18 protein-coding genes are annotated in these 23,034 nt (G+C 69.4%); 8 read left to right on the top strand and 10 right to left on the bottom strand.

Annotated elements, in window-relative coordinates:
• Window positions 1-46 precede the first annotated feature (46 nt).
• The 9 genes from P7V53_RS19160 to P7V53_RS19120 all read right to left on the bottom strand — a co-directional run bounded on the left by P7V53_RS19160 (window position 47) and on the right by P7V53_RS19120 (window position 7,497).
• The gene (locus P7V53_RS19160) at window positions 47-481 is read right to left on the bottom strand and encodes a nuclear transport factor 2 family protein (protein WP_280151112.1); all 435 of its coding nucleotides are present in this window, start codon (window positions 479-481) and stop codon (window positions 47-49) included.
• Between the two features lie 7 nt (window positions 482-488).
• Complete coding sequence (locus P7V53_RS19155) at window positions 489-1,109, bottom strand: N-methyl-D-aspartate receptor NMDAR2C subunit (RefSeq protein WP_280151111.1); 621 nt, start codon at window positions 1,107-1,109, stop codon at window positions 489-491.
• Between the two features lie 10 nt (window positions 1,110-1,119).
• Window positions 1,120-1,698 carry a PqiC family protein gene (locus P7V53_RS19150; RefSeq protein WP_280151110.1) on the bottom strand — a complete coding sequence of 193 codons (579 nt, stop codon included), beginning with the start codon at window positions 1,696-1,698 and terminating at the stop codon, window positions 1,120-1,122.
• A gap of 8 nt (window positions 1,699-1,706) precedes the next feature.
• Window positions 1,707-3,380 carry an MlaD family protein gene (locus P7V53_RS19145; protein WP_280151109.1) on the bottom strand — a complete coding sequence of 558 codons (1,674 nt, stop codon included), beginning with the start codon at window positions 3,378-3,380 and terminating at the stop codon, window positions 1,707-1,709.
• Window positions 3,377-3,988 (bottom strand): paraquat-inducible protein A, encoded by a 612-nt coding sequence (locus P7V53_RS19140; protein ID WP_280151108.1) that lies wholly within the window; start codon window positions 3,986-3,988, stop codon window positions 3,377-3,379. The genes P7V53_RS19145 and P7V53_RS19140 overlap by 4 nt, the downstream gene beginning before the upstream one ends.
• Window positions 3,985-4,578, bottom strand: a complete 594-nt coding sequence (locus tag P7V53_RS19135; protein ID WP_280151107.1) for a paraquat-inducible protein A — start codon at window positions 4,576-4,578, stop codon at window positions 3,985-3,987. Before P7V53_RS19135 ends, P7V53_RS19140 begins: the two co-directional genes overlap by 4 nt.
• 74 nt (window positions 4,579-4,652) lie before the next feature.
• Window positions 4,653-5,963, bottom strand: a complete 1,311-nt coding sequence (locus P7V53_RS19130) for a TRAP transporter large permease subunit (protein ID WP_280151106.1) — start codon at window positions 5,961-5,963, stop codon at window positions 4,653-4,655.
• Window positions 5,963-6,538, bottom strand: coding sequence for a TRAP transporter small permease (locus P7V53_RS19125; RefSeq protein ID WP_280151105.1), 576 nt, complete (start codon window positions 6,536-6,538; stop codon window positions 5,963-5,965). Before P7V53_RS19125 ends, P7V53_RS19130 begins: the two co-directional genes overlap by 1 nt.
• The gene (locus P7V53_RS19120; RefSeq protein ID WP_280156557.1) at window positions 6,538-7,497 is read right to left on the bottom strand and encodes a TRAP transporter substrate-binding protein; all 960 of its coding nucleotides are present in this window, start codon (window positions 7,495-7,497) and stop codon (window positions 6,538-6,540) included. The genes P7V53_RS19125 and P7V53_RS19120 overlap by 1 nt, the downstream gene beginning before the upstream one ends.
• A gap of 112 nt (window positions 7,498-7,609) precedes the next feature.
• Here P7V53_RS19120 and P7V53_RS19115 point away from each other — a divergent pair, with 112 nt between their 5' ends.
• From P7V53_RS19115 to P7V53_RS19080, 8 genes are all read left to right on the top strand, one after another.
• Complete coding sequence (locus tag P7V53_RS19115) at window positions 7,610-8,509, top strand: LysR family transcriptional regulator (protein ID WP_280151104.1); 900 nt, start codon at window positions 7,610-7,612, stop codon at window positions 8,507-8,509.
• Window positions 8,510-8,710: 201 nt separating this feature from the next.
• The gene (locus tag P7V53_RS19110; RefSeq protein WP_280156556.1) at window positions 8,711-9,478 is read left to right on the top strand and encodes a putative hydro-lyase; all 768 of its coding nucleotides are present in this window, start codon (window positions 8,711-8,713) and stop codon (window positions 9,476-9,478) included.
• 29 nt (window positions 9,479-9,507) lie between these two features.
• The gene (locus P7V53_RS19105) at window positions 9,508-10,776 is read left to right on the top strand and encodes an ABC transporter substrate-binding protein (protein WP_280151103.1); all 1,269 of its coding nucleotides are present in this window, start codon (window positions 9,508-9,510) and stop codon (window positions 10,774-10,776) included.
• 32 nt (window positions 10,777-10,808) lie between these two features.
• On the top strand, window positions 10,809-11,675 hold the full coding sequence (locus P7V53_RS19100; protein WP_280151102.1) for a branched-chain amino acid ABC transporter permease: 867 nt from the start codon (window positions 10,809-10,811) through the stop codon (window positions 11,673-11,675).
• Between the two features lie 10 nt (window positions 11,676-11,685).
• The gene (locus tag P7V53_RS19095) at window positions 11,686-12,729 is read left to right on the top strand and encodes a branched-chain amino acid ABC transporter permease (protein ID WP_280151101.1); all 1,044 of its coding nucleotides are present in this window, start codon (window positions 11,686-11,688) and stop codon (window positions 12,727-12,729) included.
• A complete protein-coding gene (locus P7V53_RS19090; protein WP_280151100.1) occupies window positions 12,726-13,436 on the top strand; it encodes an ABC transporter ATP-binding protein in 711 nt (236 codons plus the stop codon). Before P7V53_RS19095 ends, P7V53_RS19090 begins: the two co-directional genes overlap by 4 nt.
• A gap of 20 nt (window positions 13,437-13,456) precedes the next feature.
• Entirely contained in the window at window positions 13,457-14,161 is a 705-nt protein-coding gene (locus P7V53_RS19085; RefSeq protein ID WP_280156555.1) for an ABC transporter ATP-binding protein, read from the top strand.
• A gap of 159 nt (window positions 14,162-14,320) precedes the next feature.
• A complete protein-coding gene (locus P7V53_RS19080) occupies window positions 14,321-17,932 on the top strand; it encodes a hydantoinase B/oxoprolinase family protein (RefSeq protein ID WP_280151099.1) in 3,612 nt (1,203 codons plus the stop codon).
• Window positions 17,933-17,990: 58 nt separating this feature from the next.
• Here P7V53_RS19080 and P7V53_RS19075 read toward each other — a convergent pair whose 3' ends face one another.
• Window positions 17,991-22,841, bottom strand: coding sequence for a PA14 domain-containing protein (locus tag P7V53_RS19075; RefSeq protein ID WP_280151098.1), 4,851 nt, complete (start codon window positions 22,839-22,841; stop codon window positions 17,991-17,993).
• Between the last annotated feature and the right edge of the window lie 193 nt (window positions 22,842-23,034).

Raw genomic sequence — 23,034 nt, 5'->3', positions numbered from 1 at the left:
GCTCGCGGGAGAGGGTCGATGCGCTGCTCTCTTGCCCATGCCGCGGTCAAGCGGGAGCGATCGGCGTGGACTGCCCCGCGATGCAGACCCAGCGTCCGCCTTCGCGGACGAACACATGGCTGAACCTCGACTGGAACACCACCGCGCCGGCGGCGTTGCGGGCGACGAGGCGGCCGATGAAGACGGCGGTGTCGCCATTCGCCTGGACGCGCACCTCGTCGGTGGAGAACGCCAGCGACGAGTCGGTCTGGCGCAACACATCGAACAGGCGGCTGCGGTCGATGACCTGGCCGTTGCCGGCGATGGCAATGAAGCCGGGTGCGTAGATCTGCTCGAGCGCCGCGAAGTCGCCGCGCCGGATCGCTTCGCGACGCTGCGATTCGATCGCGGTGAGCTGCTCCTCGACGCTGCGCGTCGGCGAGGGCGGCCCCGCGCAGGCGCACAGGAGCAGCGCGGCGGCGAAGGCAGCGAGTCGCTTCATCGTCGGCTCATCCGGCGAGCCGCTCGACGGAGCGGCTCAGGTTGTCCCGCGCGCGCTCTTCGAGCAGCGCGGCGAACTGCTCGGTGCCGAAGATGCGATCGCGCCCGAGGAATGCCTCGAGGATGGCGCGCCGCCTGGCGCTGAAAAGGGGCTGCGGCACGTGCGCATATTCCTCGCGCACCTGCTGCTCGTATTCGTCGAATCGCTCCGGCGCAGCGCCGAGGATGGACAGGTCCACGTCGACGAGGATCTGCTCGTCGTGCGTGGTGGCGAGCGCGTCATGCCGGGTCACCATGACCAGCTCGTGCAGCCGATGCGCGATCGCGTGTCCCGCGCCCGCGTCGAGTGCCGTCCGCTTCGCCCATTGCGCGCTGAGCCGCTCGTTGTCGTCGCGCGTCACGTCGTAGAAGGCGTCGTGGAACCACAGCGCGATCGCGATCTCCGCGGGATGAACCGCGGCTTCGCGCAGCAGCTCGAAGCGGGCGAAGCATTCGTTCAGATGCTGAAGCGTGTGGTACTTGCGATGCGGCTCGCGGTAGCGCTGCAGCAGCTCGGCCAGCAGAGCCTCGTCCGCGCGCGCGCCGACAGCGGTCCAGGCATCGTTCCAGGCAGGGGTGGGGTCGGTCATGGTCGTTCGCTCAGCATCGGGCGGATTCGCCGGCGTGCAGCGCCTTGAGGCGCGCGCCGATCTCGTCGGCGAGGCGCGCCACGGCGCGCCGGTGGGCGGCGGCCAGAGCGGTGAGGGCGGTCTCGCCGATGCCCTCGACCAGCGCGGTGCGGCACACCAGCGGGGCGACGCCGCGCTGCGACGCCGACAGCGACCAGGTGGCCTCGAGCCGCGCTTCGCGCCCCGGGATGGATTCGAAGCGCTGCACGTCCACGCGCAGGCGCCACACCGCGGGCGCCGGCTGCGCCACGCCGCGCACGTCGATCGCGCCCCACTGCGACGTGAGGCGCTCGACGATCGCGCCACGCAGCTCGTCGCCCAGCGGGGCGGCCCAGCGGTCCTGCTCCAGCATCAGCAGCGACTCGTCCGGCTGGCGCACCACCCATTGCGCATGGTCGACCTGGGCCGGCACGGCGACGGGCGTCACATCGACGGGGATCGCCGTCGCGGCCGGCGCGGGGGCGGCGCGTTGCGCGGGCAGCAGCGTGTGGAAGCGCTCCTCGAGCTTCGGCGTCGAGCAGGCGCCGATGAGCAGGGAAACGGCGAGCATGGCCCACCTCATCGCGGCTTCTCCCGGTCGGCCAGCGGCGGGTCGGCGCGCTTGCCGCGCAGCAGCGTCTCCGGATGCCGCTGCAGGTAGTCGCTCAGGGCGCGCAGGGCCTGCGCCGCGCGCTGCAGTTCGGTCATGGTCTGCTCCACGTTGCGCTGCACGGGCGCCGATTCGTCCAGCAGGTTGCGGTCCAGCCGCTGCAGCGAGGCCTGCACCGAGCCGAGGGTGCGCTGCACCTCCGCCAGCGCCTTCTGTGCCTCGGGCGACAACTCGCGGATGGCCGCGCGCGCCTGGCTCAGCGTGCTCTGCAGATCGCGCCCGATCTCGTCGAACGGCACCTTGTTGAGCCGCGCGACGATCTCGGCGATCTGCGGCTGCAGCTCGCTCAGCGTGCCGGGCACGGTCGGCACGCGCGGTACGCCGTTGCTCATGTCCAGCGTGGCCTGCGGCGTCCTGGGCGTGAAATCGAGCGCCACGTATTGCTGGCTGGTGAGCAGGTTGCCCGTGCGCAGCTGCGCGCGCAGGCCGCTGTCCACGAGTTGCTTCAGGAACCGGATGTCGGCGGCGCCCCCGGCCGGCGCGCCCTGCAGCATGGCGTTGCGCACCTTGCCCAGGCGCAGCGGGTAGATGTCGGCCGTCACCTCCATCGGATAGCGCTGGGTGCGGGCGTCGTACAGCAGCTGCATGGATTGAACGGTTCCGAGCTCGATGCCGAGGAAGTCCACCGGCGCGCCGGTGGACAGGCCGCGCACCGATTGGTCGAACACCATGCGGATCGTGAGCGCCGGCCCGTCGGGCGGTGCCAGGGCTGCCTTGCGGTCGTCGAACAGGTAGAAGCGCGTGCCCGCCGGTGCCGCCGCCAGGCCCTCGCTGCCGGGCAGGCGCTCGAAGGCGATGCCGCCGGCGATCACGGAGCTGACCGTCTGCGCGTTCAGCGTCAGGCCGCTTGCATTGAGCTGCAGGTCGAGGCCGCTCGCATTCCAGAACCGCGCCTGCTGGGTGACCAGCGGCTCGTACGGCGATTCGATGAACACCTGGACGGTGAGCTCGTCGTTGACGGGGTCGAGCGTGTAGCCGACGACGCGGCCGACGCGCGTGCGCCGGTAGTACACCGGCGAGCCGACGTCCAGCGAACCGAGGTCGGGGGCCCGCAGCACGAAGCTGCGGCCCGGCTCGTTGCGCAGCACGAAAGGCGGCGCCTCCAGGCCGACGAAGTGCTTGCGCGAGCGCGTGGAGTTGCCCGCGTCGACGCCGATGTAGGCGCCCGACAGCAGCGTGTTGAGACCGCTGATGCCCGCCATGCCGATGCGCGGCCGCACGACCCAGAAGTTGGTGTCCTCCACGGCCATGTTGGACACGGCGCGGTCGAGCCGCACGCCCACCTGCACCCGCTTGCGGTCATCGCTCAGCGACACCGCCTCGACGCGCCCGACGACGACCTCCTTGTAGCGAACCTCGGTCTTGCCGGGCTCCAGGCCCTCGGCGGTGCGGAACTCGATCATCACGTGCGGTCCGGCCTGCATCAGCGTGTTGATCAGCAGCGAGGCGCCGACCACCACTGCCACGATGGGCACGATCCACACCAGCGACAGCCGGGTGGCGTTGCGCCGCCGCACCACGGGCTCCGCAGCGGCCGGCGGAATGCCCTCGCCGGCGGGATCGGGCTCGGTGGGGTCGCTCATGGCGTCGGCTCGTCGGGCTCGCGCCAGATCAGGCGTGGATCGAAGCTGCGGGCGGCCAGCATCGTCAGGACGACCACCGCGGCGAAGGCGAGCAGGCCGGGCTCGGGATGCACGTTCGCGAGGCGGCCGAACTGCACGATGCCGGCGAGCAGCACGACCACGTAGACGTCGAGCATCGACCAGTGGCCGACGCCTTCGACGATGCGGTACAGCCGGGCCCGCTCGAACCGCCGCCAGCCGGGCGCGTATTGCACGCTCCAGGCGAGCAGTGCAAGGGTGCCGATCTTCAGCAGCGGCACCGCGATGCTGGCCACGAAGACGATGATCGCCAGTCCCCACGAGTCGCTCGCCCACAGCTCGGCGATGCCGCTGGCGATGGTGTGGCTGGTGTCGCGAAAGAGGTTGGAGGTGGTCATCACCGGCAGCGCGTTGGCCGGGATGTACAGCAGCACCGAGGCCGCGAGGTAGGCCCAGGTCTTCTGCAGGCTGTGGGGCTTCTCGTCGTGCAGGGGATGCGCGCAGCGCGGGCAGCGCAGCTGCACTTGCGCGTCGCCGGCCGGTGCGGCCGACACGAGACCGCAGCATTCGCATCCATACAAGGCCGTCATGGCGCCTGCATCCACAAGTGCTTGAGGCCGCCGGACTCCAGCGCCGCCAGCAGCAGCGCGAGCGCGCCGAAGGCGAACATGCCCGGCCCCGGGACGGCCTGCGCCATGGAGGCAATGCGCACGATGCACACGGCGGCGGCGACCATCATCACCTCCACCATGCTCCAGCGCGACATCTCGTGCAGCACGCGCATGCACCACGCCAGGTGACCCGGCGCGCGGCCGCGCGCCAGCGGCACCAGCACGAGCAGGCGCAGGGTGATCAGCAGCCCCGGCGCGACGATGGCGGTGAAGGCGGCGGCGCTCGCGACCAGGCGCTCACCCTGCAGCCAGGTGTCGTGGATGGCACCCGGCAGCGTGGCGCTGTTGTGCACGCCGCGCAGGCGCATGTCGACCACCGGCGTGAGATTGGCGATCAGCAGCACCAGCAGCGCCGCGACCGTCAGCGCGAGCAGCGCATGCGCACCCAGGCGATGTCCGCGCGCCAGCACCGCGCCGCAGCGGCTGCATTGCGCGACCTCGCGCGGCTGCAGGGGCCGCCAGCGATGCACCGCATCGCATTGCTCGCAGATCACCAGGTCTTGCTGCAAGTCGCGCCGTCTCCGGAGGGTTCAAGCCGCGAATGTGCCACGGCGCGCGCAATCCTGGGTCCCATCACCCCAGGCTATTTGGGAACACCCATCACCGCGTTGGGCAGCCACGTCACGATCGCCGGGAAGGCCGTGATGATGGCGATGCACACCACCAGGCATCCGAAGAACGGGATGGCCGCGCGGGCGATCGTGTTGCTGTCCTTGCCGGTCATGTTCTGCAGCACGAAGAGGTTGAATCCCACCGGCGGCGTGACCTCCGCGATCTCGACCAGCAGCACGATGAAGATGCCGAACCAGACGAGGTCGAAGCCTGCTTTCTGGATCATCGGCAGCACGATCGCCGAGGTCAGCACGATCATCGAGATGCCGTCGAGCGCCGTGCCGAGCACCAGGTACACCAGCACCAGCGCGCTGATCAGCGCATAGGGGCTCAGGTGCAGGCCGTTGACCCACTCCGCGAGCTCGCGCGGAATGCCGGTGAAGGCCATCGTCTTGGTGAGGAAGGCGGCGCCTGCCAGGATGAACATGATCATGCAGGAGGTGCGGGTCGCGCCCATCAGCCCTTCCCAGAAATTGCGCCAAGTGAGCTGCCGGCTCCACGCCGCGGTGACCAGCGATCCGATCACGCCGTAGGCGGCGCACTCGGTGGCGGTGGCCCAGCCCGCGATCAGCACCCAGACGATGAAGACGATGAGCAGGCCGCACGGGATGAGGTTGCCGGACGCTCGGATCTTCTGCAGCAGCCCGAGCGGCGGGTCGGCAGGCGGCGTCTTTTCCGGATTGCGCAGCGACCACCAGGCGATGTAGCCCGAGAACAGCGCCATCAGCAGGAAGCCCGGCAGGAAGCCGGCCAGGAAGACACGGATGATCGACGCGTCGGCCGCGACCGCGTAGACCACCATCGTGATCGACGGCGGAATCAGGATCCCCAGCGTGCCGGCGGTGGCCAGCGAGCCCAGCGCGATGCGTTCGTCGTAGCCGCGCCGCCGCAGCTCGGGCAGGGCGACCTTGGCGATGGTGGCGCAGGTGGCCGCCGACGAGCCGGACACCGAGCCGAAGATCCCGCAGCCCAGGATGGTGGTGTGCATGAGCCGTCCGGGCACGCGATTCAGCCATGGCGCGAGCCCCTCGAACATCTGCTCCGACAGCCGCGTGCGAAACAGGATCTCGCCCATCCAGATGAACAGCGGCAGCGCGGCCAGCTCCCACGACGCATTCGATTCCCAGAACGCCGAGAACAGGTTCTTGCCGGGCGGCGTGGTCGTGAAGAAGGCCTGTCCCACCCACCCGACGATGGCCAACGTGAGCCCGATCCACACGCCGCACGCCAGCAGGACCAGCATGACGGCCAGCAGCAGGGCGCCGATCGCGAGCGTGTCCATCAGAGGTCGGCCGAGAAATCGCCTTCGGCGTGGCGCTTCTCCACCGCCTCGACGTAGACCGGTACGCAGCCGCGCCACACGCGCACCAGCTCGTCGACGATGGCCACCAGCAGCAGCACGGCGCCGATCACGAAGCTGGATTGCGGGATCCACAGGGGGGCCGCGAACTGGCCGCTGGCGATGTCGTTGAAGGCCCAGCTTTCGTAAACGAAGCGGATCACCGACACCGCCAGATAGCCGACCGAGGCGGCGGCCACCGCCAGGCACACGAGCTCGACGCGGCGGCGCGCGGCCGGGCCGAGCTTCTCGAGCAGCAGCGTCACCCGCACGAAGTCGCCGTGTCGAAAGGTGTGCGCCATCGCGAGAAAGGCTGCGGCCGCACAGCTCCAGGCCACGACGTCGTTCACCGGTCCGGTGGGAACGCCGAACTCCCGCAGCACGCTCTGGCCGATCATCATGACCAGGATGGCCAGCACGAACAGGCCGGCGAGGGCGCCGGCGGCGTCGTAGACGAGATTCAGGGCGCGGCGCGGGCCGGAAGGCGGCCGGTCCGCAGCGGGTCGGTCTTGTGCCATCACGGCTTCTTGTTGTAGGCGTCGACCAGCGTCTTCCCGTCCGTCCCGGCCTTCTGCAGCCATTCCTGCAGCATGGTGTCGCCCACCTTCTTCATGTCGGTCTTGAGCTGTGCCGGCGGCGCAAGGATGTTCATGCCGTTCTTCTTGAGCAGGTCGATGTACTCGGTGTTCTTCTGCTGCGACAGCTTCCAGCCGCGCGCCTCCGCGTCGGCGCCGGCCTTCAGCAGGGCGGTCTGCGTGGGCTTGTCGAGAGCGTCGAAGGCGGCCTTGTTGACCAGCACGGCGTTTTTCGGCAGCCAGGCCTGGGTGTCGTACCAGTACTTGATGTGCTCGAAGGTCTTGGTGTCGTAACCGGTTGAGCCGGACGACATGTAGCTCTCGATGACGCCGGTGGCCATGGCCTGCGACAGTTCGGCCGCCTGCACGGTGACCGGCTGCGCGCCGACCAGTTCGGCGATGCGCGCCGTGGCCGGGTTGTAGGCACGCCACTTCACGCCCTTGAGGTCGGCGGCGGAGTTGATCGGCTTCTTGACGTAGATGCCCTGCGGCGGCCAGGGCACTGCATACAGCAGCAGCATGCCCTGCTCGCCCAGCTTCTTCTCCATCAGCGGGCGCTGCGCCTGGTAGAGCTTCATCGAGGCGTCGTAGCTGTCGGCGAGAAACGGAATGCCGTCGGCGCCGAAGATCGCCCACTCGTTGGAATAGTTGGACAGGAGGATCTCGCCCATCTGCGCCTGCCCGCCCTGCACGGCGCGCTTGATCTCGGGTGCCTTGAACAGCGAGGCATTGGCGTGCACGGTGATCTTCAGCTTGCCGCCCGTGGCCTTGTCGACGTCGGCGGCGAACTGGCTCAGGTTCTCGGTGTGGAAGTTGGAGGCGGGGTACGCGCAGGGCAGATCCCACTTCGTCTGGGCCTGAGCGCTGGCGCTGGCGGTGGCAACGGCCAGCGCAGCCATCATCAGGATCGGCTTCGAAAGCATGCTTGAGTCTCCGTGGAGGGGAAGCCCGAAGAATAAGCCGGACCGCGCGTGCCGCAAGATAGGGGCTTCTCCCGGAGTGTCGTGTCCCGAGATGAACCTGCGATTTGTCGAGGCCTTTTACTGGGTGGTGTCGCTCAAGAGCGTCTCGCGCGCGGCGGAAAAGCTGTTCATCACCCAGTCGGCGATGTCCAGCCGCATCGCCGCACTCGAGGAAGAGCTGGGCGTTCTGCTGCTCGATCGTCGCGACAAGCAGTTCCGGCTCACCGTGGCCGGCATGCGCTTCTTCAATCACGCGCAGCGGCTCTTGGCATTGCAGCGCGAGATCAAGGGCGAGATGGGCGCCGGTGGAGCGCAGCGCGCGGTCACGCTGCGCATCGGCGCGATCGAGTCGGTGCTGCACTCGTGGCTGATCGACTGGGTGCACCAGATGCGTCGCAGCCATCCGGACTTCGAGCTCGAGCTCACGGTGGAGACGACGCCGGTGCTGGTGGACCAGATCCACCGCGGCGCGCTCGACATCGCCTTCGCCGCGCTGCCCTCGGTGGGCGAGCGGCTGCGCAGCCGGGCGCTGCCCCCGATGGACATGGCGTTCGTCGGCCACGGCCGCATCCATCGCAAGCGCCGCTATGCGCTGGCCGACCTGGCGGAGGTGGACCTGCTCACCTTCCAGCGCGGCTCGCAACCGCACGTCGGACTGACGGATCTCTTTCGAGACGCGGGGCTGCAGCTCAGGCGCGTGCACAACATCTCGTCGATCTCCGCAATGGTGCAGCTCGTCGAGGGCGGCTTCGGCGTGGCGACGCTGCCGCTGGCCGCCGTGAAGCGGCTGTCCGAGCGGCTGCCGCTGAAGCCGCTGAAATGCGACGCGCAGCTGCCGCCGCTGCCGGTGCATGCGAGCTACCGCGACGATCCGACCTCGGTGGTGGCGCAGGGCGTGGTCGACGCCGTGGTCGACTACGTGCGCGGCGCCGGCGTGACTCGGCGACGGTAGCCGGAAGGCCGGTTGTCAATCCTGGTGACAAGCAGCGCGGCTCATCGAAAAAACCGATGAGCTAATCGAAAAAAATCTCGTTTGCCGCTGCAGCGCGACGGCCAACACAATCCGCCGCACTTTCTCTCTTCGGTGGACATCGACTTGAAAACCGCAGCAACGCAGCGCCGCGCCGGCAGTGACGCCGTCACCCGGGAAGCCGTGATCGCCGCCCGCGCCGCGATCCGCGCGGGCCAGTTCACCGGGCACACCAGCGGCATCGCCCGCGACCACGTGCAGGGCAACGTCGTCATCCTGCCGAAGGCGATGGCGGGCGACTTCCTGCGCTACTGCCAGCGCAATCCCAAGCCATGCCCGGTGCTTGCGGTGTCGGAGCCGGGCGATCCGCACTGCGCCAGGCTGGGCGCCGACATCGACATCCGCACCGACGTGCCGCGCTACCGCGTGTGGCGCGACGGCGAGCTGGTCGACGAGCCGACCGACATCCTTGCGCTCTGGCGCGACGACCTGGTCAGCTTCGTCATCGGCTGCTCGTTCTCGTTCGAGCAGGCGCTGCTCGACGCCGGCCTGGACCTGCGCCACGTCGACCAGAGCCGCAACGTGGCGATGTACCGCACGAACATCGCCACCCACGCCGCGGGTCCCTTCCACGGGCCGATGGTGGTCTCGATGCGCCCGCTGCGCGCGGCCGCCGCCATCCGCGCGATCCAGGTCACGTCGCGCTTTCCCGATGTGCACGGCGCGCCGGTGCACATCGGCGATCCCTCGCTGATCGGCATCCGCGACCTCGCGCAGCCCGACTACGGCGACCCGGTGGACGTGCTGCCCGACGAGCTGCCGGTGTTCTGGGCCTGCGGCGTCACACCGCAGGCGGCGATCGCGCAGGCGAAGCCGGCGTTCTGCATCACCCATGCGCCGGGCTCGATGCTGATCACCGACCTGCTCAACCACCAGCTCGCCAGCTTCTGAGCTTCACCCATTCCAAAGAGGAGAACGACATGCACAGGAATCTTCTTCGCGTGCTGGGCGGCGCCGCACTCGCCGCGGCTTTCGCGAGCACGGTCCAGGCGCAGCAGGAAGTGCGCATCGGCGTGATCTATCCGCTGACCGGACCGGCGGCGTCCACCGGCGCGGAGCTGAAGAATGCGCTCGAGCTGGCCGCCGACATCGTCAACAACGGCGCCAGGATCCGCGACCTGCCGTTCGCCGCCGGCGGCGGCCTGCCCAACCTGAAGGGCGCGAAGATCCGTCTGGTGTTCGCCGACCACCAGGGCAATCCGCAGACCGGCGCCACCGAGGCCGAGCGGCTGATCTCGCAGGAGAAGGTGGTCGCGCTGGTCGGCAGCTACAACAGCAATGTCACGGCCACCGCCAGCCAGGTCGCCGAGCGCTACAAGATTCCCTTCCTCAACCCGGAGTCGTCTTCGGCCACGCTGACGCAGCGGGGCTTCAAGTGGTTCTTCCGCACGACGCCGCACGACGACCTGTTCGTGCAGAACCAGTTCGACTTCCTGAAGGAGCTGCAGGAAAGGCGTGGCATCCAGATCGCCTCGATCGCCAGCTTCAACGAGAACACGCTGTGGGGCAACGAGACGACCAAGCTGCAGGCCAGGCTCGCGCCGGAGAAAGGCTACAAGCTGGTCAAGCAGGTGACGTATCCGGCCAAGAGCACGCAGCTCACGTCGGAAGTGCAGACGCTGAAGGCGGCCAACCCCACCCTGGTCCTGCAGTCGTCGTACCTCGGCGACGCGATCCTTGCGATGAAGAGCTACAAGGAGCTGGGCTTCTCGCCCGACATGATCCTCGCCAACAACGCGGGCTTCACCGACACCGAGTTCATCCGCACCTTGGGCAGGGATGCCGAGTACGTCATCACGCGCGAAGTGTGGGCACTGGACCTGGCCAACCGCAATCCGTTGATCAAGGACGTCAACGAGCTGTACGCGAGCCGCTACAAGGCCAACTTCACCGGCAATTCGTCGCGGACCTTCACCGGCCTGATGGTGATCGCCGACGCGATCAACCGCGCCAGGTCGACCGAGCCCGAGGCGATCCGCAGGGCGCTCACCGAGACGAACATCCCCGCCGAGCACCTCATCATGCCGTGGAAGGGCGTGAAGTTCGACGAGACCGGACAGAACGTGCTGGGGCGCGGCATCCTGGTGCAGATCGTCGACGGGAAATACAACACCGTGTGGCCCTTCAACATGGCCTCGCGGGAAGTGGTGTGGCCGATGCCGAAGTGGGATCAGCGCAAGGCGCAGTGAATCGACCTCGGGCTGAACGGATCGCCTTCACCATGACCTCCACCATCGTGCTGCAAACGCTCGCCTCCGGCGTCCTGATCGGCCTGATCTATGCGCTGGTCGCCGTCGGCCTCACGCTGATCTTCGGCGTGATGGACATCGTGAACTTCTCGCACGGCGAGTTCCTGATGCTCGGCATGTACGGCGCCTTCTGGATGTACGCGCTGTGGTCCTTCGACCCGATGTGGAGCCTGCCGATCACGGCCGTCGGGCTCTTCGTGGTGGGAGCGGCCGTCTACCGGCTCGTCATCAAGCGCATCATCGGCGCGCCCTCGCTGGCGCAGGTGTTCACCACCTTCGGCCTGATGATCCTGCTGCGCGGCATTGCGCAGTTCCTGTGGAAGCCCGACTTCCGCATGATCGACCGGACCAGCGTGTCGGGCCAGGTATCGCTGCTGGGCCTGCAGCTCGGCCTGCCGCAGGTGGTGGCCGGCGCCGGCGCGGTCCTGACGACCGTGGCGGTGTACCTGTTCCTCGTGCGCACCAGGGCCGGGGCGGCGCTGGAAGCCACCGCCGCCGACCGCGAGGCGGCGCAGCTGATGGGCATCGATTCGCAGCGCATGTTCACACTGGCCTGGGGCATGGGCGCGGCCTGCGCGGGCGTGGCGGGCGCGCTGCTCGCCACCTTCTTCCCGATCTTTCCGGAGGTCGGCGCGAACTTCGTGCTGATCGCCTTCGTCGTCGTCAACCTCGGCGGCTTCGGCAGCGTCGCCGGCGCGTTCTGGGCCGGCATCCTCGTCGGCATCGTCGAGGTGATGGGCGGCCTGCTGCTCGGGCCGCAGTTCAAGACCGCCATCGTGCTCGCGCTCTTCCTCGCGATGCTGGTGTGGCGCCCGCAGGGCCTGCTGGGCAAGGCCTGAATCGAACGCCATGGAGCACGACAACGTGATGGACACCCTCGCCCTGAATCCCGCCGCCCGCGGTGCTGCGGCGGCGAACTGGAAGGCACCTTTGCTGGCCGCTGCCGCCGCTGCGCTGGTCGCGCTGCCGCTGGGCATCGACAGCCCGGCGCATCTCAACCTGCTGATCCTCATCCTGATGGCCGCGCAGCTCGGCGTCGCGTGGAACATCCTCGGCGGCTACGCCGGGCAGGTGTCGCTGGGGCACGTCGCGTTCTTCGGCATCGGGGCCTACACCTCGACGATGCTGCTGTCCCTCGGCCTCAATCCGTGGCTCGGCGCGCTGGCCGGCGGCTGCATCGCGGTGGCGGCGAGCCTGGTGATCGGCTGGCCGTGCTTTCGCCTGAAGGGCCACTACTTCACGATGGCGACGATCGCAGTGGCCGAGATCATCCAGACGCTGGTCACCAACTGGGAGCCCGCAGGCGCGGCCGTGGGCCTGACGATCCCGATGGACAAGCAGGGCTGGAGCACGCTGGTGTTCGCGTCGAAGACGCCGTACTACTACCTCGCGCTGGGCCTGCTGGCCATCAGCCTGGGCGTGAACCTCTGGATCCAGCGCAGCCACCTGGGCTACTACTTCCGCGCCATCAAGGACGAGCCGGACGCGGCCCGCAGCCTGGGCGTGAGCCTCACCCGCTACAAGCTGATCGCGCTGGCGTTCTCCAGCTTCCTGGCCGCGCTGGGCGGCAGCCTCTATGCGCAAAAGGAGCTTTACATCGACCCCGGCTCGGTGCTGCACACCGGCCTGTCGATCAAGATGGCGCTGGTCGCCATCCTCGGCGGCGTCGGCTCGCTGTTCGGGCCGGTCGTCGGCGCGGCGGCGCTGACGCTGATCGAGGAGGGCTCGCGCAGCCTGTTCGGCGGCACCGGCCGCGGCACCGATCTCATCATCTACGCGACCATCATCATCGCCATCGCCGTCTACAAGCCCGGGGGGCTGATCGGGTGGGCGAGGGCGCTGGTCCTCGGCTGGGGGGCGCGCCGTGCGGCGCGCCGGGGGGAAAGGCCATGAGCCTGCTGTCGGTCGACCGCGTCACCAAGCGCTTCGGCGGCCTGGTGGCCAACGACGACGTGTCGTTTCGCATCGAGCGCGGGCAGATCGTCGGCCTCATCGGGCCCAACGGCGCCGGCAAGACCACGATCTTCAACTGCATCGCCGGCTACTTTGCGCCGAGCGAAGGCGAGATCCGCCTCGAGGGCCGCCCGGTGCAGGGCCTGTCACCCGAGCAGTGCGCGCGCATCGGCATCGCGCGCACCTTTCAGGTGGCGCGCACCTTCACCAGCATGAGCGCGGCGGAGAACGTGATGGTGGGGGCGCTGCTGCTGCGCCGGAACACGGCACTGGCGCGCTCCAAGGCGCTGGAGCTGCTCGACTTCGTGGGCCTCGCGCGGCACGCCGAACGTGCAGCCGGCAGCCTGACCGTCAGCGAGCAGCGGCGGCTTGCCGTGGCGCGCGCGCTGGCGCTGGAGCCCAGGCTGCTGCTGATGGACGAGGTGATGGCCGGCCTCAATCCGTCCGAAGTGCGCGATGCCGTCGACGTGGTGCTGCGCATTCGCGCCCAGGGCATCGCCTGCCTCATCGTCGAGCACGTGCTCGAGGGAATCATGCCGATCGCCGACCGCATCGTCGTGCTCGACTACGGCAGGAAGATCGCCGACGGCACGCCGGCCGAGGTGTCGCGCGACGAGCGCGTCGTCGCGGCCTATCTGGGAGAGTGAGCATGGTCGTCACAAACAGCATGCTCAGCGTGCGCGGCTTGAAGGTGAGCTACGGCGGCGTGCTCGCCGTCTCGAAGGTCGACCTCGAGGTGCCGCCGGGCAGGATCGTCGCGCTGGTCGGCGGCAACGGCAACGGCAAGTCGACCACCTTGCGTGCGGTCGCCGGCCTCAATCGCGCCGATGCGGGCGAGATCCGCTTCGAGGACGCCGTGGTGCAGGACCTGCCGGCGCATGAGCGCGTCGGGCTCGGCCTGTCGCTGGTGCCGGAGGGCCGGCGGCTGTTTCCGCGCCTGTCGGTGCAGCGCAACCTGGAGCTCGGGGCCTACACCCGCCGCGACCGGGAAGAGATCGCGCAGACGATGGACCAGGTCTTCGCCTGGTTTCCCATCCTCGAGCAGCGCCGCCACCAGCTCGCCGGGACGATGAGCGGTGGCGAGCAGCAGATGCTCGCGATCGGCCGCGGGCTGATGGCGCGCCCGCGGCTGCTGATGCTCGACGAGCCGTCGTGGGGCATCGCGCCCAAGTTCGTCACCAAGGTGCTCGACACCCTCCAGCACATCAACGCGCAGGGCGTCGCGATCCTGCTGGTGGAGCAGAACCTTCACAAGGCGCTGGCGATCGCGCACCACGGCTACGTGATCCAGACCGGGCGCATCGTCATGCAAGGCAGCGGCTCGGAGCTGCTGGCCAGCGACGACATCAAGCGCGCCTATCTCGGGCTGTAGCCGCTGCCGCAGCCAGGATAGGGACCAACCCGATGCGACCCATCCGGCCGTGCGATGGGCATTACGATGCCCCGCACGGCCAAAAGCCCTGAGACATCACAGTCCCCGGTGGCGCCCGACCTTGCGCGCCGCCGGAAGCGACCCATCGAGAGAAGCGAGATGCAACAGACCCCACGCACCACCGACCGCTGGCAGTTCTGGATCGACCGCGGCGGCACCTTCACCGACGTGGTCGGCAAGCGCCCCGACGGCACCTTGGTCACCCACAAGCTGCTGTCGGAAAACCCCGAGCAGTATCGCGATGCGGCGGTCGCCGGCATCCGGCACCTGCTCGGGCTGGCGCCGGGCGAGCCCATCACGCCCGACCGCGTGGAGTGCGTGAAGATGGGCACCACCGTGGCGACCAACGCGCTGCTCGAGCGCAAGGGCGAGCCCACGCTGCTGGTGACCACGCGCGGCTTCCGCGATGCGCTGCGCATCGGCTACCAGGAGCGCCCGCGCATCTTCGACCGGCACATCGTGCTGCCCGAGCTGCTGTATTCGCGGGTCATCGAGGCGCGCGAGCGCGTCGGCGCCGACGGCACGGTCATCGAGCCGCTCGATGAAGTGCACCTGCGCGCCGAGCTGCAGTCGGCGTACGACGCCGGCGTGCGCAGCGTGGCGGTCGTGTTCATGCACGGCTATCGCTTCACCGCGCACGAGAAGGCGGCCACGCGCATCGCCGGGGAGGTCGGCTTCCCGCAGATCAGCGTGTCGCACGAGGTGAGCCCGCTGATGAAGCTCGTGAGCCGCGGCGACACGACGGTGGTCGACGCCTACCTGTCGCCGATCCTGCGTCGCTACGTGGAGCAGGTGGCCGGCGAGATGCCCGGGGTGCGACTGTTCTTCATGCAGTCGTCGGGCGGCCTCACCGATGCGCACGCCTTTCAGGGCAAGGACGCCATCCTGTCGGGTCCCGCGGGCGGCATCGTCGGCATGGTGCGCACGGCGCAGCTCGCCGACTTCGATCGCGTCATCGGCTTCGACATGGGAGGCACGTCGACCGACGTGAGCCACTTCGCCGGCGAATTCGAGCGCGCCTTCGAGACGCAGGTGGCCGGCGTGCGCATGCGCGCGCCGATGATGAGCATCCACACGGTGGCCGCGGGCGGCGGCTCCATCCTCGGCTTCGACGGAGCGCGCTTTCGCGCCGGGCCGCAGAGCGCCGGCGCGAATCCCGGCCCGGCGTGCTACCGCCGCGGCGGTCCTCTGGCGGTCACCGATGCGAACGTGATGGTCGGCAAGATCCAGCCGGCGTACTTCCCCAAGGTGTTCGGCCCGCACGCGAACGAGTCGCTGGACCGCGACATCGTCGTGCAGAAGTTCAGCGCGATGGCGCAGGAGATCGAGCGCGCCACCGGCACGCGGCGCACGCCCGAGGAGGTCGCCGAAGGCTTCATCGACATCGCCGTCGGGGCGATGGCCAACGCGATCAAGAAGATCTCGGTGGCACGCGGCTACGACGTCACGCGCTATACCTTGCAGTGCTTCGGCGGCGCGGGCGGCCAGCACGCCTGCCGGGTGGCCGACGCGCTGGGCATGAACCGCGTGTTCGCCCACCCGCTGGCCGGCGTGCTGTCGGCCTACGGCATGGGCCTGGCCGACCAGAGCGTGATGCGCGAGGCGGCGATCGAGCGCCCGCTGGCCGGCTCGGCCGAGGCCGTCGGCTCGCGCCTGGACGCCCTCGCCGCCGAGGCCGAGGGCGAGCTCGAAAGGCAAGGCGTGAGCGGCGGCGAGGTGAAGGTGCACCGGCGCGTGCATGTGCGCTACGAGGGCACGGACTCGGCGCTCGTGGTTCCTTACGGCAGCGCCGCCGAGATCCAGGCCGCGTTCGAAGCGGCATACCGCCGGCGCTTCGCCTTCCTGATGCACGAGCGCGCGCTGATCGTCGAGGCGGTGTCCGTGGAAGCCGTTGGCGCAGGCGATGCACCGGCCGAACCGCGGCTGCCCACGGTGCCGCCGGCGCCCGCGCCGGTGGCCGACACCGTGCAGCTGTTCAGCGGCGGGCGCTGGTGGGACGCGGCGCTGATCGTGCGTGAGCAGACGAAGCCGGGCCAGCTCATCGACGGCCCGGCCATCATCGCCGAGAAGAATGCCACCACCGTGGTCGAGCCAGGCTGGCGCGCCGGGGTCACCGAATTCGACCACCTCGTGCTCGACCGCGTTCAGCCGCGCGAGACGCGCAAGGCCATCGGCACGACGGTCGACCCGGTGATGCTGGAGGTCTTCAACAACCTCTTCATGAACATCGCCGAGCAGATGGGGCTGCAGCTGCAGAACACCGCCTACTCGGTCAACATCAAGGAGCGGCTCGACTTCTCCTGCGCGCTGTTCGATGCCGACGGCAACCTCATCGCCAACGCGCCGCACATGCCGGTGCACCTGGGCTCGATGAGCGAGTCGATCAAGACGGTGATCCAGGAGAATGCCGGCCGCATCCAGCCCGGCGACGTGTTCGTGCTCAACGACCCGTACCACGGCGGCACCCACCTGCCCGACGTGACGGTGGTGACGCCGGTGTTCGACGAGAAGGGCGAGGCGATCCTGTTCCATGTCGGCTCGCGTGGACATCACGCCGACATCGGCGGCATCACGCCGGGCTCGATGCCGCCGTTCTCCACGCGCATCGAGGAGGAGGGCGTGCAGATCGACAACGTGAAGCTGGTCGATCGCGGCCGGCTGCGCGAGCGCGAGATGCTGGACCTGCTGCGCTCGGGGCCGCATCCCTCGCGCAACCCCGAGCAGAACCTCGCCGACCTGAAGGCCCAGATCGCCGCCAACGAGAAGGGCGTGCAGGAGCTGCGCAAGATGGTGGCCCAGTTCGGGCTCGACGTCGTGCAGGCCTACATGCGCCACGTGCAGGACAACGCCGAGGAGTCGGTGCGCCGCGTCATCACGAAGCTGAAGGACGGCGAGTTCACGCTGCCGCTGGACAACGGCGCGCGCATCCAGGTGAAGATCCGCGTGAACGCGAAGGACCGCAGCGCGGTGATCGACTTCACCGGCACCTCGGCGCAGCTGGCGAACAACTTCAACGCACCGAAGGCGGTGTGCATGGCGGCGGTGCTCTACGTCTTCCGCACGCTGGTCGACGACGACATCCCGCTCAATGCCGGCTGCCTGAAGCCGCTGCAGGTCATCGTGCCGGAGGGATCGATGCTGAACCCCAATCCGCCGGCGTCGGTGGTGGCGGGCAACGTCGAGACCTCCACCTGCATCACCAACGCGCTGTACGGTGCGCTGGGCGTGATGGCCGCCGGCCAGTGCACGATGAACAACTTCACCTTCGGCAACGAGCGCCACCAGTACTACGAGACGATCTCCGGCGGATCGGGCGCCGGGCCCGACTTCGACGGCACGAGCGTCGTGCAGACGCACATGACGAACTCGCGGCTCACCGATCCGGAGGTCCTGGAGTTCCGCTTCCCGGTTCGGCTGGAGAGCTATGAGATCCGGGCCGGGTCAGGCGGGGCGGGACGGCACCGCGGCGGCGACGGCGGCGTGCGCCGCGTCCGCTTCCTCGAGCGCATGACGGCATCCATCCTCTCCAACGGCCGGCACAGCGGGGCCTTCGGCGTGGCCGGCGGCTCGGCCGGGCAGCCGGGCATCAACCGGGTCGAGCGTGCCGACGGGCGCGTCGAACGGCTGGATCACATCGGCTCCACCGAAATGGCCCCGGGCGATGTGTTCGTCGTCGAGACGCCGGGGGGTGGCGGGTTCGGGGCGGCGTAGCGGCCCCGCAGACTCCCTCTCCCTCTCCCTCTCCCGCGAGCGGGAGAGGGAGCTTCACTCAGTTCGTGTACAGGCTCGCGGCCGGGATCGCCACGTGGCTGGCGCTGCCCGGCACCTTCCAGCGCAGGCGCATCGTCGCCACCGATGTCTTCTCGAGGTACTCGACCGTGATCGTGTAGCGCTGGCCCGCCGTGAGGTTGACGTTGGCGCTGGTGTCGGTGCGGGTCCCATGAGGGGTCCAGGCGTTGATGACGAGCGCGCCGTTCACGTAGACGCGCGCCGCGTCGTCCGACACCGTCTGGAACTGGTACGCCCCGGTGGCCGATATCTCCAGCGTGCCGGTCCAGCGCGCCGAGAAGTTGTTCGTGCCCACCCCGGACCCGGGCGAGCCGTAGGCCCAGTCGAAATCGACCGCCTCGATGCGCGTCAGCACCGGCGTGCCGCTCAGCGTGGTGTTGTTGAAGTACTGGCCGGTGAGCCCGGTGCCCACGGTGGGCGGGAAGAGGCGGCTGGCAGGCACGGCGACGAACGCCGTGTCGCCCGGGATGAGCCAGCGCAGGCGTGCGGTGGCGCCGCCGCCTTTCTCGTAGTACTCCATGCGCACGTCCACGCGCTGGCCCGCCACGAGGTTGATGCCGGCGCTGGTATTGACCGTCGGCGAATGGTCGGTCCAGTTGTTGACCAGCTGCACGCCGTTGACCCACAACCGGACGCCGTCGTCGGATTCGGTCTGGAAGCGGTAGGTGCCGGTGCTCGGCACGTGCACCTGCCCGGTCCAGCGCACCGAGAAGTTGTCGGCGGTCACGCCGGTGCCCGGCGAGGCACTGCCCCAGCCGAAGTCGACCGCTTCCGTGCGCTGCAGCACCGCGGTGCCGGTGAGGCCGACGTTGTTGAAGTAGCTGCCGAGCAGGCCGGTGCCGGCGCTTGCGGTGGCCGCCACGGCCGGCTCGTCGCCGCCGATCTCGCGCAGGAAGAGGACGAGCTTGGCGAGATCGGCGTCGCTGATGCTCAGGCCGTGGGCGCGCACCGCGGCATCGAGCGTCGCGGCGGAGCCGTCGTGCAGGTACGGCGCCGTCGCCCACACATCGCGCAGCGTCGGCACGTCGATGCCGGCGAGCGTCTGCCACAGGCGCTTGCCGCTGGCCGGCTTGACCGTGCCGACGTTCGACAGCGTGTTCTCTCCGCTTCCGGTGTACGCGGCGCCGCTGTGGCAGGACGCGCAGTTGAAGGTGGTGAACACCGTCTTGCCGGCGCTGCCGTTGGCCGACAGCGCGGCGGCGCTCGGCCGATGCGGGCTCGGGTCGAAGGTGTTCAGCGAGGCCACGTAGGCCGCCAGCGCATCGAGCTCGGTCGAGAGCCCGGCCTTGCGGTCGCCCAGCGGCTGGCTGCGGGTGCCGGCGGCGAAGACGGCGTCGGCCATCAAGCCGGTGCCGCCGGCCAGCGAGCGGATCTGGCCTTCGAAGTCCTGCACCTCGTCGAAGTTGTTGCTCCAGTGCAGGAAACCCTGTCCGCCCGCGCGGCCGCGCAGCGAGATCGTGTTGCGAAGTCCTTCGCCGAGGCCGGTGAGGTCCCAGACCCGCCCGTCGTGGCCGCCGTCGTTGTGGCAGGACGCGCAGCTGATGTAGCGGTCGCGCGCCAGCCGCGTGTCGCGGGCGTCGTAGAAGAACTGCTTGCCCGTGAGCACCGACGGGGCGAGCTTCTCCACCCCGACTGCGGCGAGCGTGGCCACCCCCGCCACGCTGAAGCGGCCCTGCTGCGTCAGCGGGCGCAGGTCGAAGACGTCCACGCTGCGGTCCATGAAGTTGCTCACGTACAGCGTGTGTCCGTCGTCCGAGAGCGCGAGACCCTGGGGTGCGCGTCCGACGTCGAAGCGGAACAGCTCGCGCCGTCCGTGGGCATCGACCACCGCCACCTCGCGGCTGGTTTCCAGCGCGACGAAGAGATAGTTCCCCCTCGCATCGAACACGCCGGCGCTGGCCAGGCCGGCGTTGTCGTGATCGATGCGCGCGTTCAGGTCCTCTGCCTGGTTCACCAGATCCAGCCGCGAGCTGATCGCGCGCACCGTGTTCTGGAAGTTCAGCGACAGGCCGTCGCGCAGCGTGCCGCGCCGCACGTTGTCCTGCTTGGACGGCACCCAGGCTTGCGTGCCGTCGGGCGAGAGCACCGGCGCGCCGAGGTAGTTGGGCAGGCCGCGCCCCTGGTTCTCCGCGTCGGGCTTGTCGCTGTGCGCCAGCAGCAGCGTCCGCGTGACGCTCATCGTGCCGGTCGCGAGGGCGAGCACCTCGCCGCCGCCGGTGCCGGTGGACACGGACGCCGTGGACTCGCCGGGCAGCGGCGGCGTGATGAAGCGCGAGACGTACGCCGTGGCGCCGTCGGCGCTGATCGACACGTGGCGCGCGTGGAGGCCGACGCTGGTCGACGCGGTCTGGGCGTAGCTCGCGGTGTCGAACTTCAGCAGGCGCCCGCTGGCCTCGAGCGCCACCAGCGCATAGCCGCCGGTCGGTGCCATCGCGATGCCGTAGGGCTGCGAGCCGCGCGTCAGGGTCAGCGTGCGGTTCACCGCCAGGGTGGCCGGATCGATCACGCTGATGCTCGCGGCGCGCTTGTTGGTGACCCACACCATGCCGTTCGATGCGCGCGCCAGCGCGCGCGGCCCGCTGCCCACGGCGATTTCCGCCAGGCGCGCGCGCGTGACCGCGTCGAACACCGACACCGAGTCGTTGTCGGCGTTCACGACCCACACACGCGCGTTGGCTCCCACCCGCGGCTCGACCAGGATGGAGGTGGACACCGCCGGCTTGCGTGCCGTCGGCGGCAGGTAGATGGCCTGCAGCACGGTCTGACGCTGCTCGACGTGGCGGTCGTCGACCGCGGTGACGGTGACGTAGTACAGGCCCGGCTGCGTGTAGTTGTGCGTCGCGCTGGGCGAGCTGGACCAGCCGGTCTCGGGCGTGCCGTCGCCGAAGTCCCACTTGTAGAGCGTGTTGATGCCGTTCGAGCTGGCGGTGAAGGTGGCGCCCGAGCCCGACTGCGTCGGCGGCGGCAGCACCGGGATGGCCAGCTTGAACTCGCCGGAGCCGTCGGAGACGCTCCAGGTGAAGCCGACGCTCGCTGCGTTGACGCCATCGCTCACCGAGACCACGACGTTGAACACGCCGTTGGTGCTCGGCGCGCCGCTGATCAGGCCGCTCGCGCTGTCGATGGCCAGGCCGGGCGGCAGGCCGGTGGCCGAGTAGCGCAGGACGTCGCCGTTGGGGTCGCTGCCGTTGAGCTGCAACGTGGCCGGCTGCGACAGCGCACCCATCTGGTCGCCGGGATTGGGCAGCGTCGGCGTGGTGGCCGGATCCGGGGTGTCGGCGACGTTGACGCGCAGGATCTTCGCGACCGACGGAACGCCGGAGGAATCGAGCACGAAGAGCATGTAGAACCCCGGCGGCGCATCGCCCGCATGCGTCGGCGCCTGCACCGACAGGCGATTGCCGCTGGCGGTGTAGGTCAGCTCGACGAAGCGCTGCTCCATGTTCCAGCCGTGCGTCACCGAGCCCGTCTTCACGAGCACGACGCGGCTGACCGGTGCGGTGCCGCCCACGTCGACGGTGAAGATCTGGCCGATGTTCAGCACCGTCGGCGCCGCGCTGATCTGCGGCCGCGGGGCCATCGCGCCGGCGCTGGTGAACAGGTACGGCGGGAAGTAGAGCTCGATGTTGCGGTTGTTCAGCGGACCCGGCGCCCCGCCGCCCGCCACCAGCACGGTGGCGTCGGGCAACAGCAGCGCGGTCGAGTGATACAGGCGCGCCAGCGCGCCGTTGGCGCCGACGGTCCATTCGCCGGTGTCGGGATTCCAGATCTCCGCGCTGGTGTTGACGTTGACGAGGGCGTTCCACTGGCTGCTGCCGCCGGTGGCCAGCACCTTGCCGTCGGGCAGCAGCGTGCCGGTGGCGAGGCGCCGCTGCGACGACATCGACATCGTCGGCGTGACCGTCGGCGCCGGTCCGCGGATGTCGATGACGATGGCGCCGTTGGAGTTGCCTCCGAACTGGAGGATGCGTCCCGGGCGGAACATCGCGGCGCTCGAATCGTTGGCGGCGTACGCCGAGGCGAACTGGCCCATGGACGTGAAGCTGCCGGCGCCGCTGGTGTTCACGTAGTACATGCGTCCGGCGACGTCGTAGCCGAACACGCGCCCGTCGGGTGCGACGAAGTTGCGCGGGTACATGAAGTCCAGCCCGCCGGTGTTGGCTCCCGTCAGCAGGCGGAAGCTGCCGTCGGCGGCGCGGATCTCGGGACGGTCGGTGCCGCCGGAGCCGCCCTGGATGTAGGTCTCGCCGTTGATCAGGGTGGTCGAGCTCGAATACCAGCGCGGGCGGTTCATGTTGTTGCCGCGCGCGAGCGAGTTGCCTTCGTAGGCGAAGAGGTTCGAGTTGTTGTTGCCGGTGTTCGTCGTCGCGGTGCCGGTCCAGTTGTCGCCGCCGGCGACGAACACCGCGCCGCCTTGCGGCAGCACGAGCTGCGAGCTGCAGAAGATGTCGGTGCCGGTGCCGTTGGGCAAGGTCAGGTGGCCGGCATTCAGCCCGCCTTCCGGATCCCAGACGTCGTAGATGAAGTTGCCCGTCTGCTTGCCGTCGGCATCGCTGCCGTAGGTCAGCACGCGGCCGTCGGGCATGAGCACGGCATGCACCGCGATCAGCGGCCACGGGTTCACCGGCGACCACATGCCCTTCTGGTAGGCGTCGGCCGGGATCGGCGTGCTCGGGGTGAAGACGGCCTGGGCCTTGCGTCGCGGTGCTTCCTCGGGCTTGGCTGCCGGGGTGCTGCCGTCGTCGCCGCCTCCTCCGCATGACACGAGCAAGGCCGCCGATACGGCGCAGGAGAGCGCGCGGCGCGTCAGCGCCCAGCTGGTCTTGTCCATCCGGATCCCCCGATCCCCTTTCGCCCGCACAGCCGCGGGCGCACCGGTCACAGTCAGTTACCGATGATCCGAGCAAGGCGCCCCCAGGCGTATCCCCGGTTCACGGGGCGCGGGGCCGCCACGCCATGAACTAGGGGTGTGCGGCAGAAGCGCACGGATTCGCGGCGCGTCGTGTGCCGGCGTCGACGCCGCC

Source organism: Piscinibacter sp. XHJ-5 (assembly GCF_029855045.1).
Classification (GTDB): domain Bacteria; phylum Pseudomonadota; class Gammaproteobacteria; order Burkholderiales; family Burkholderiaceae_C; genus Albitalea.
Note: the sequence above shows the minus strand (reverse complement) of the source record. Positions and strands in the feature narration are given on the sequence as shown.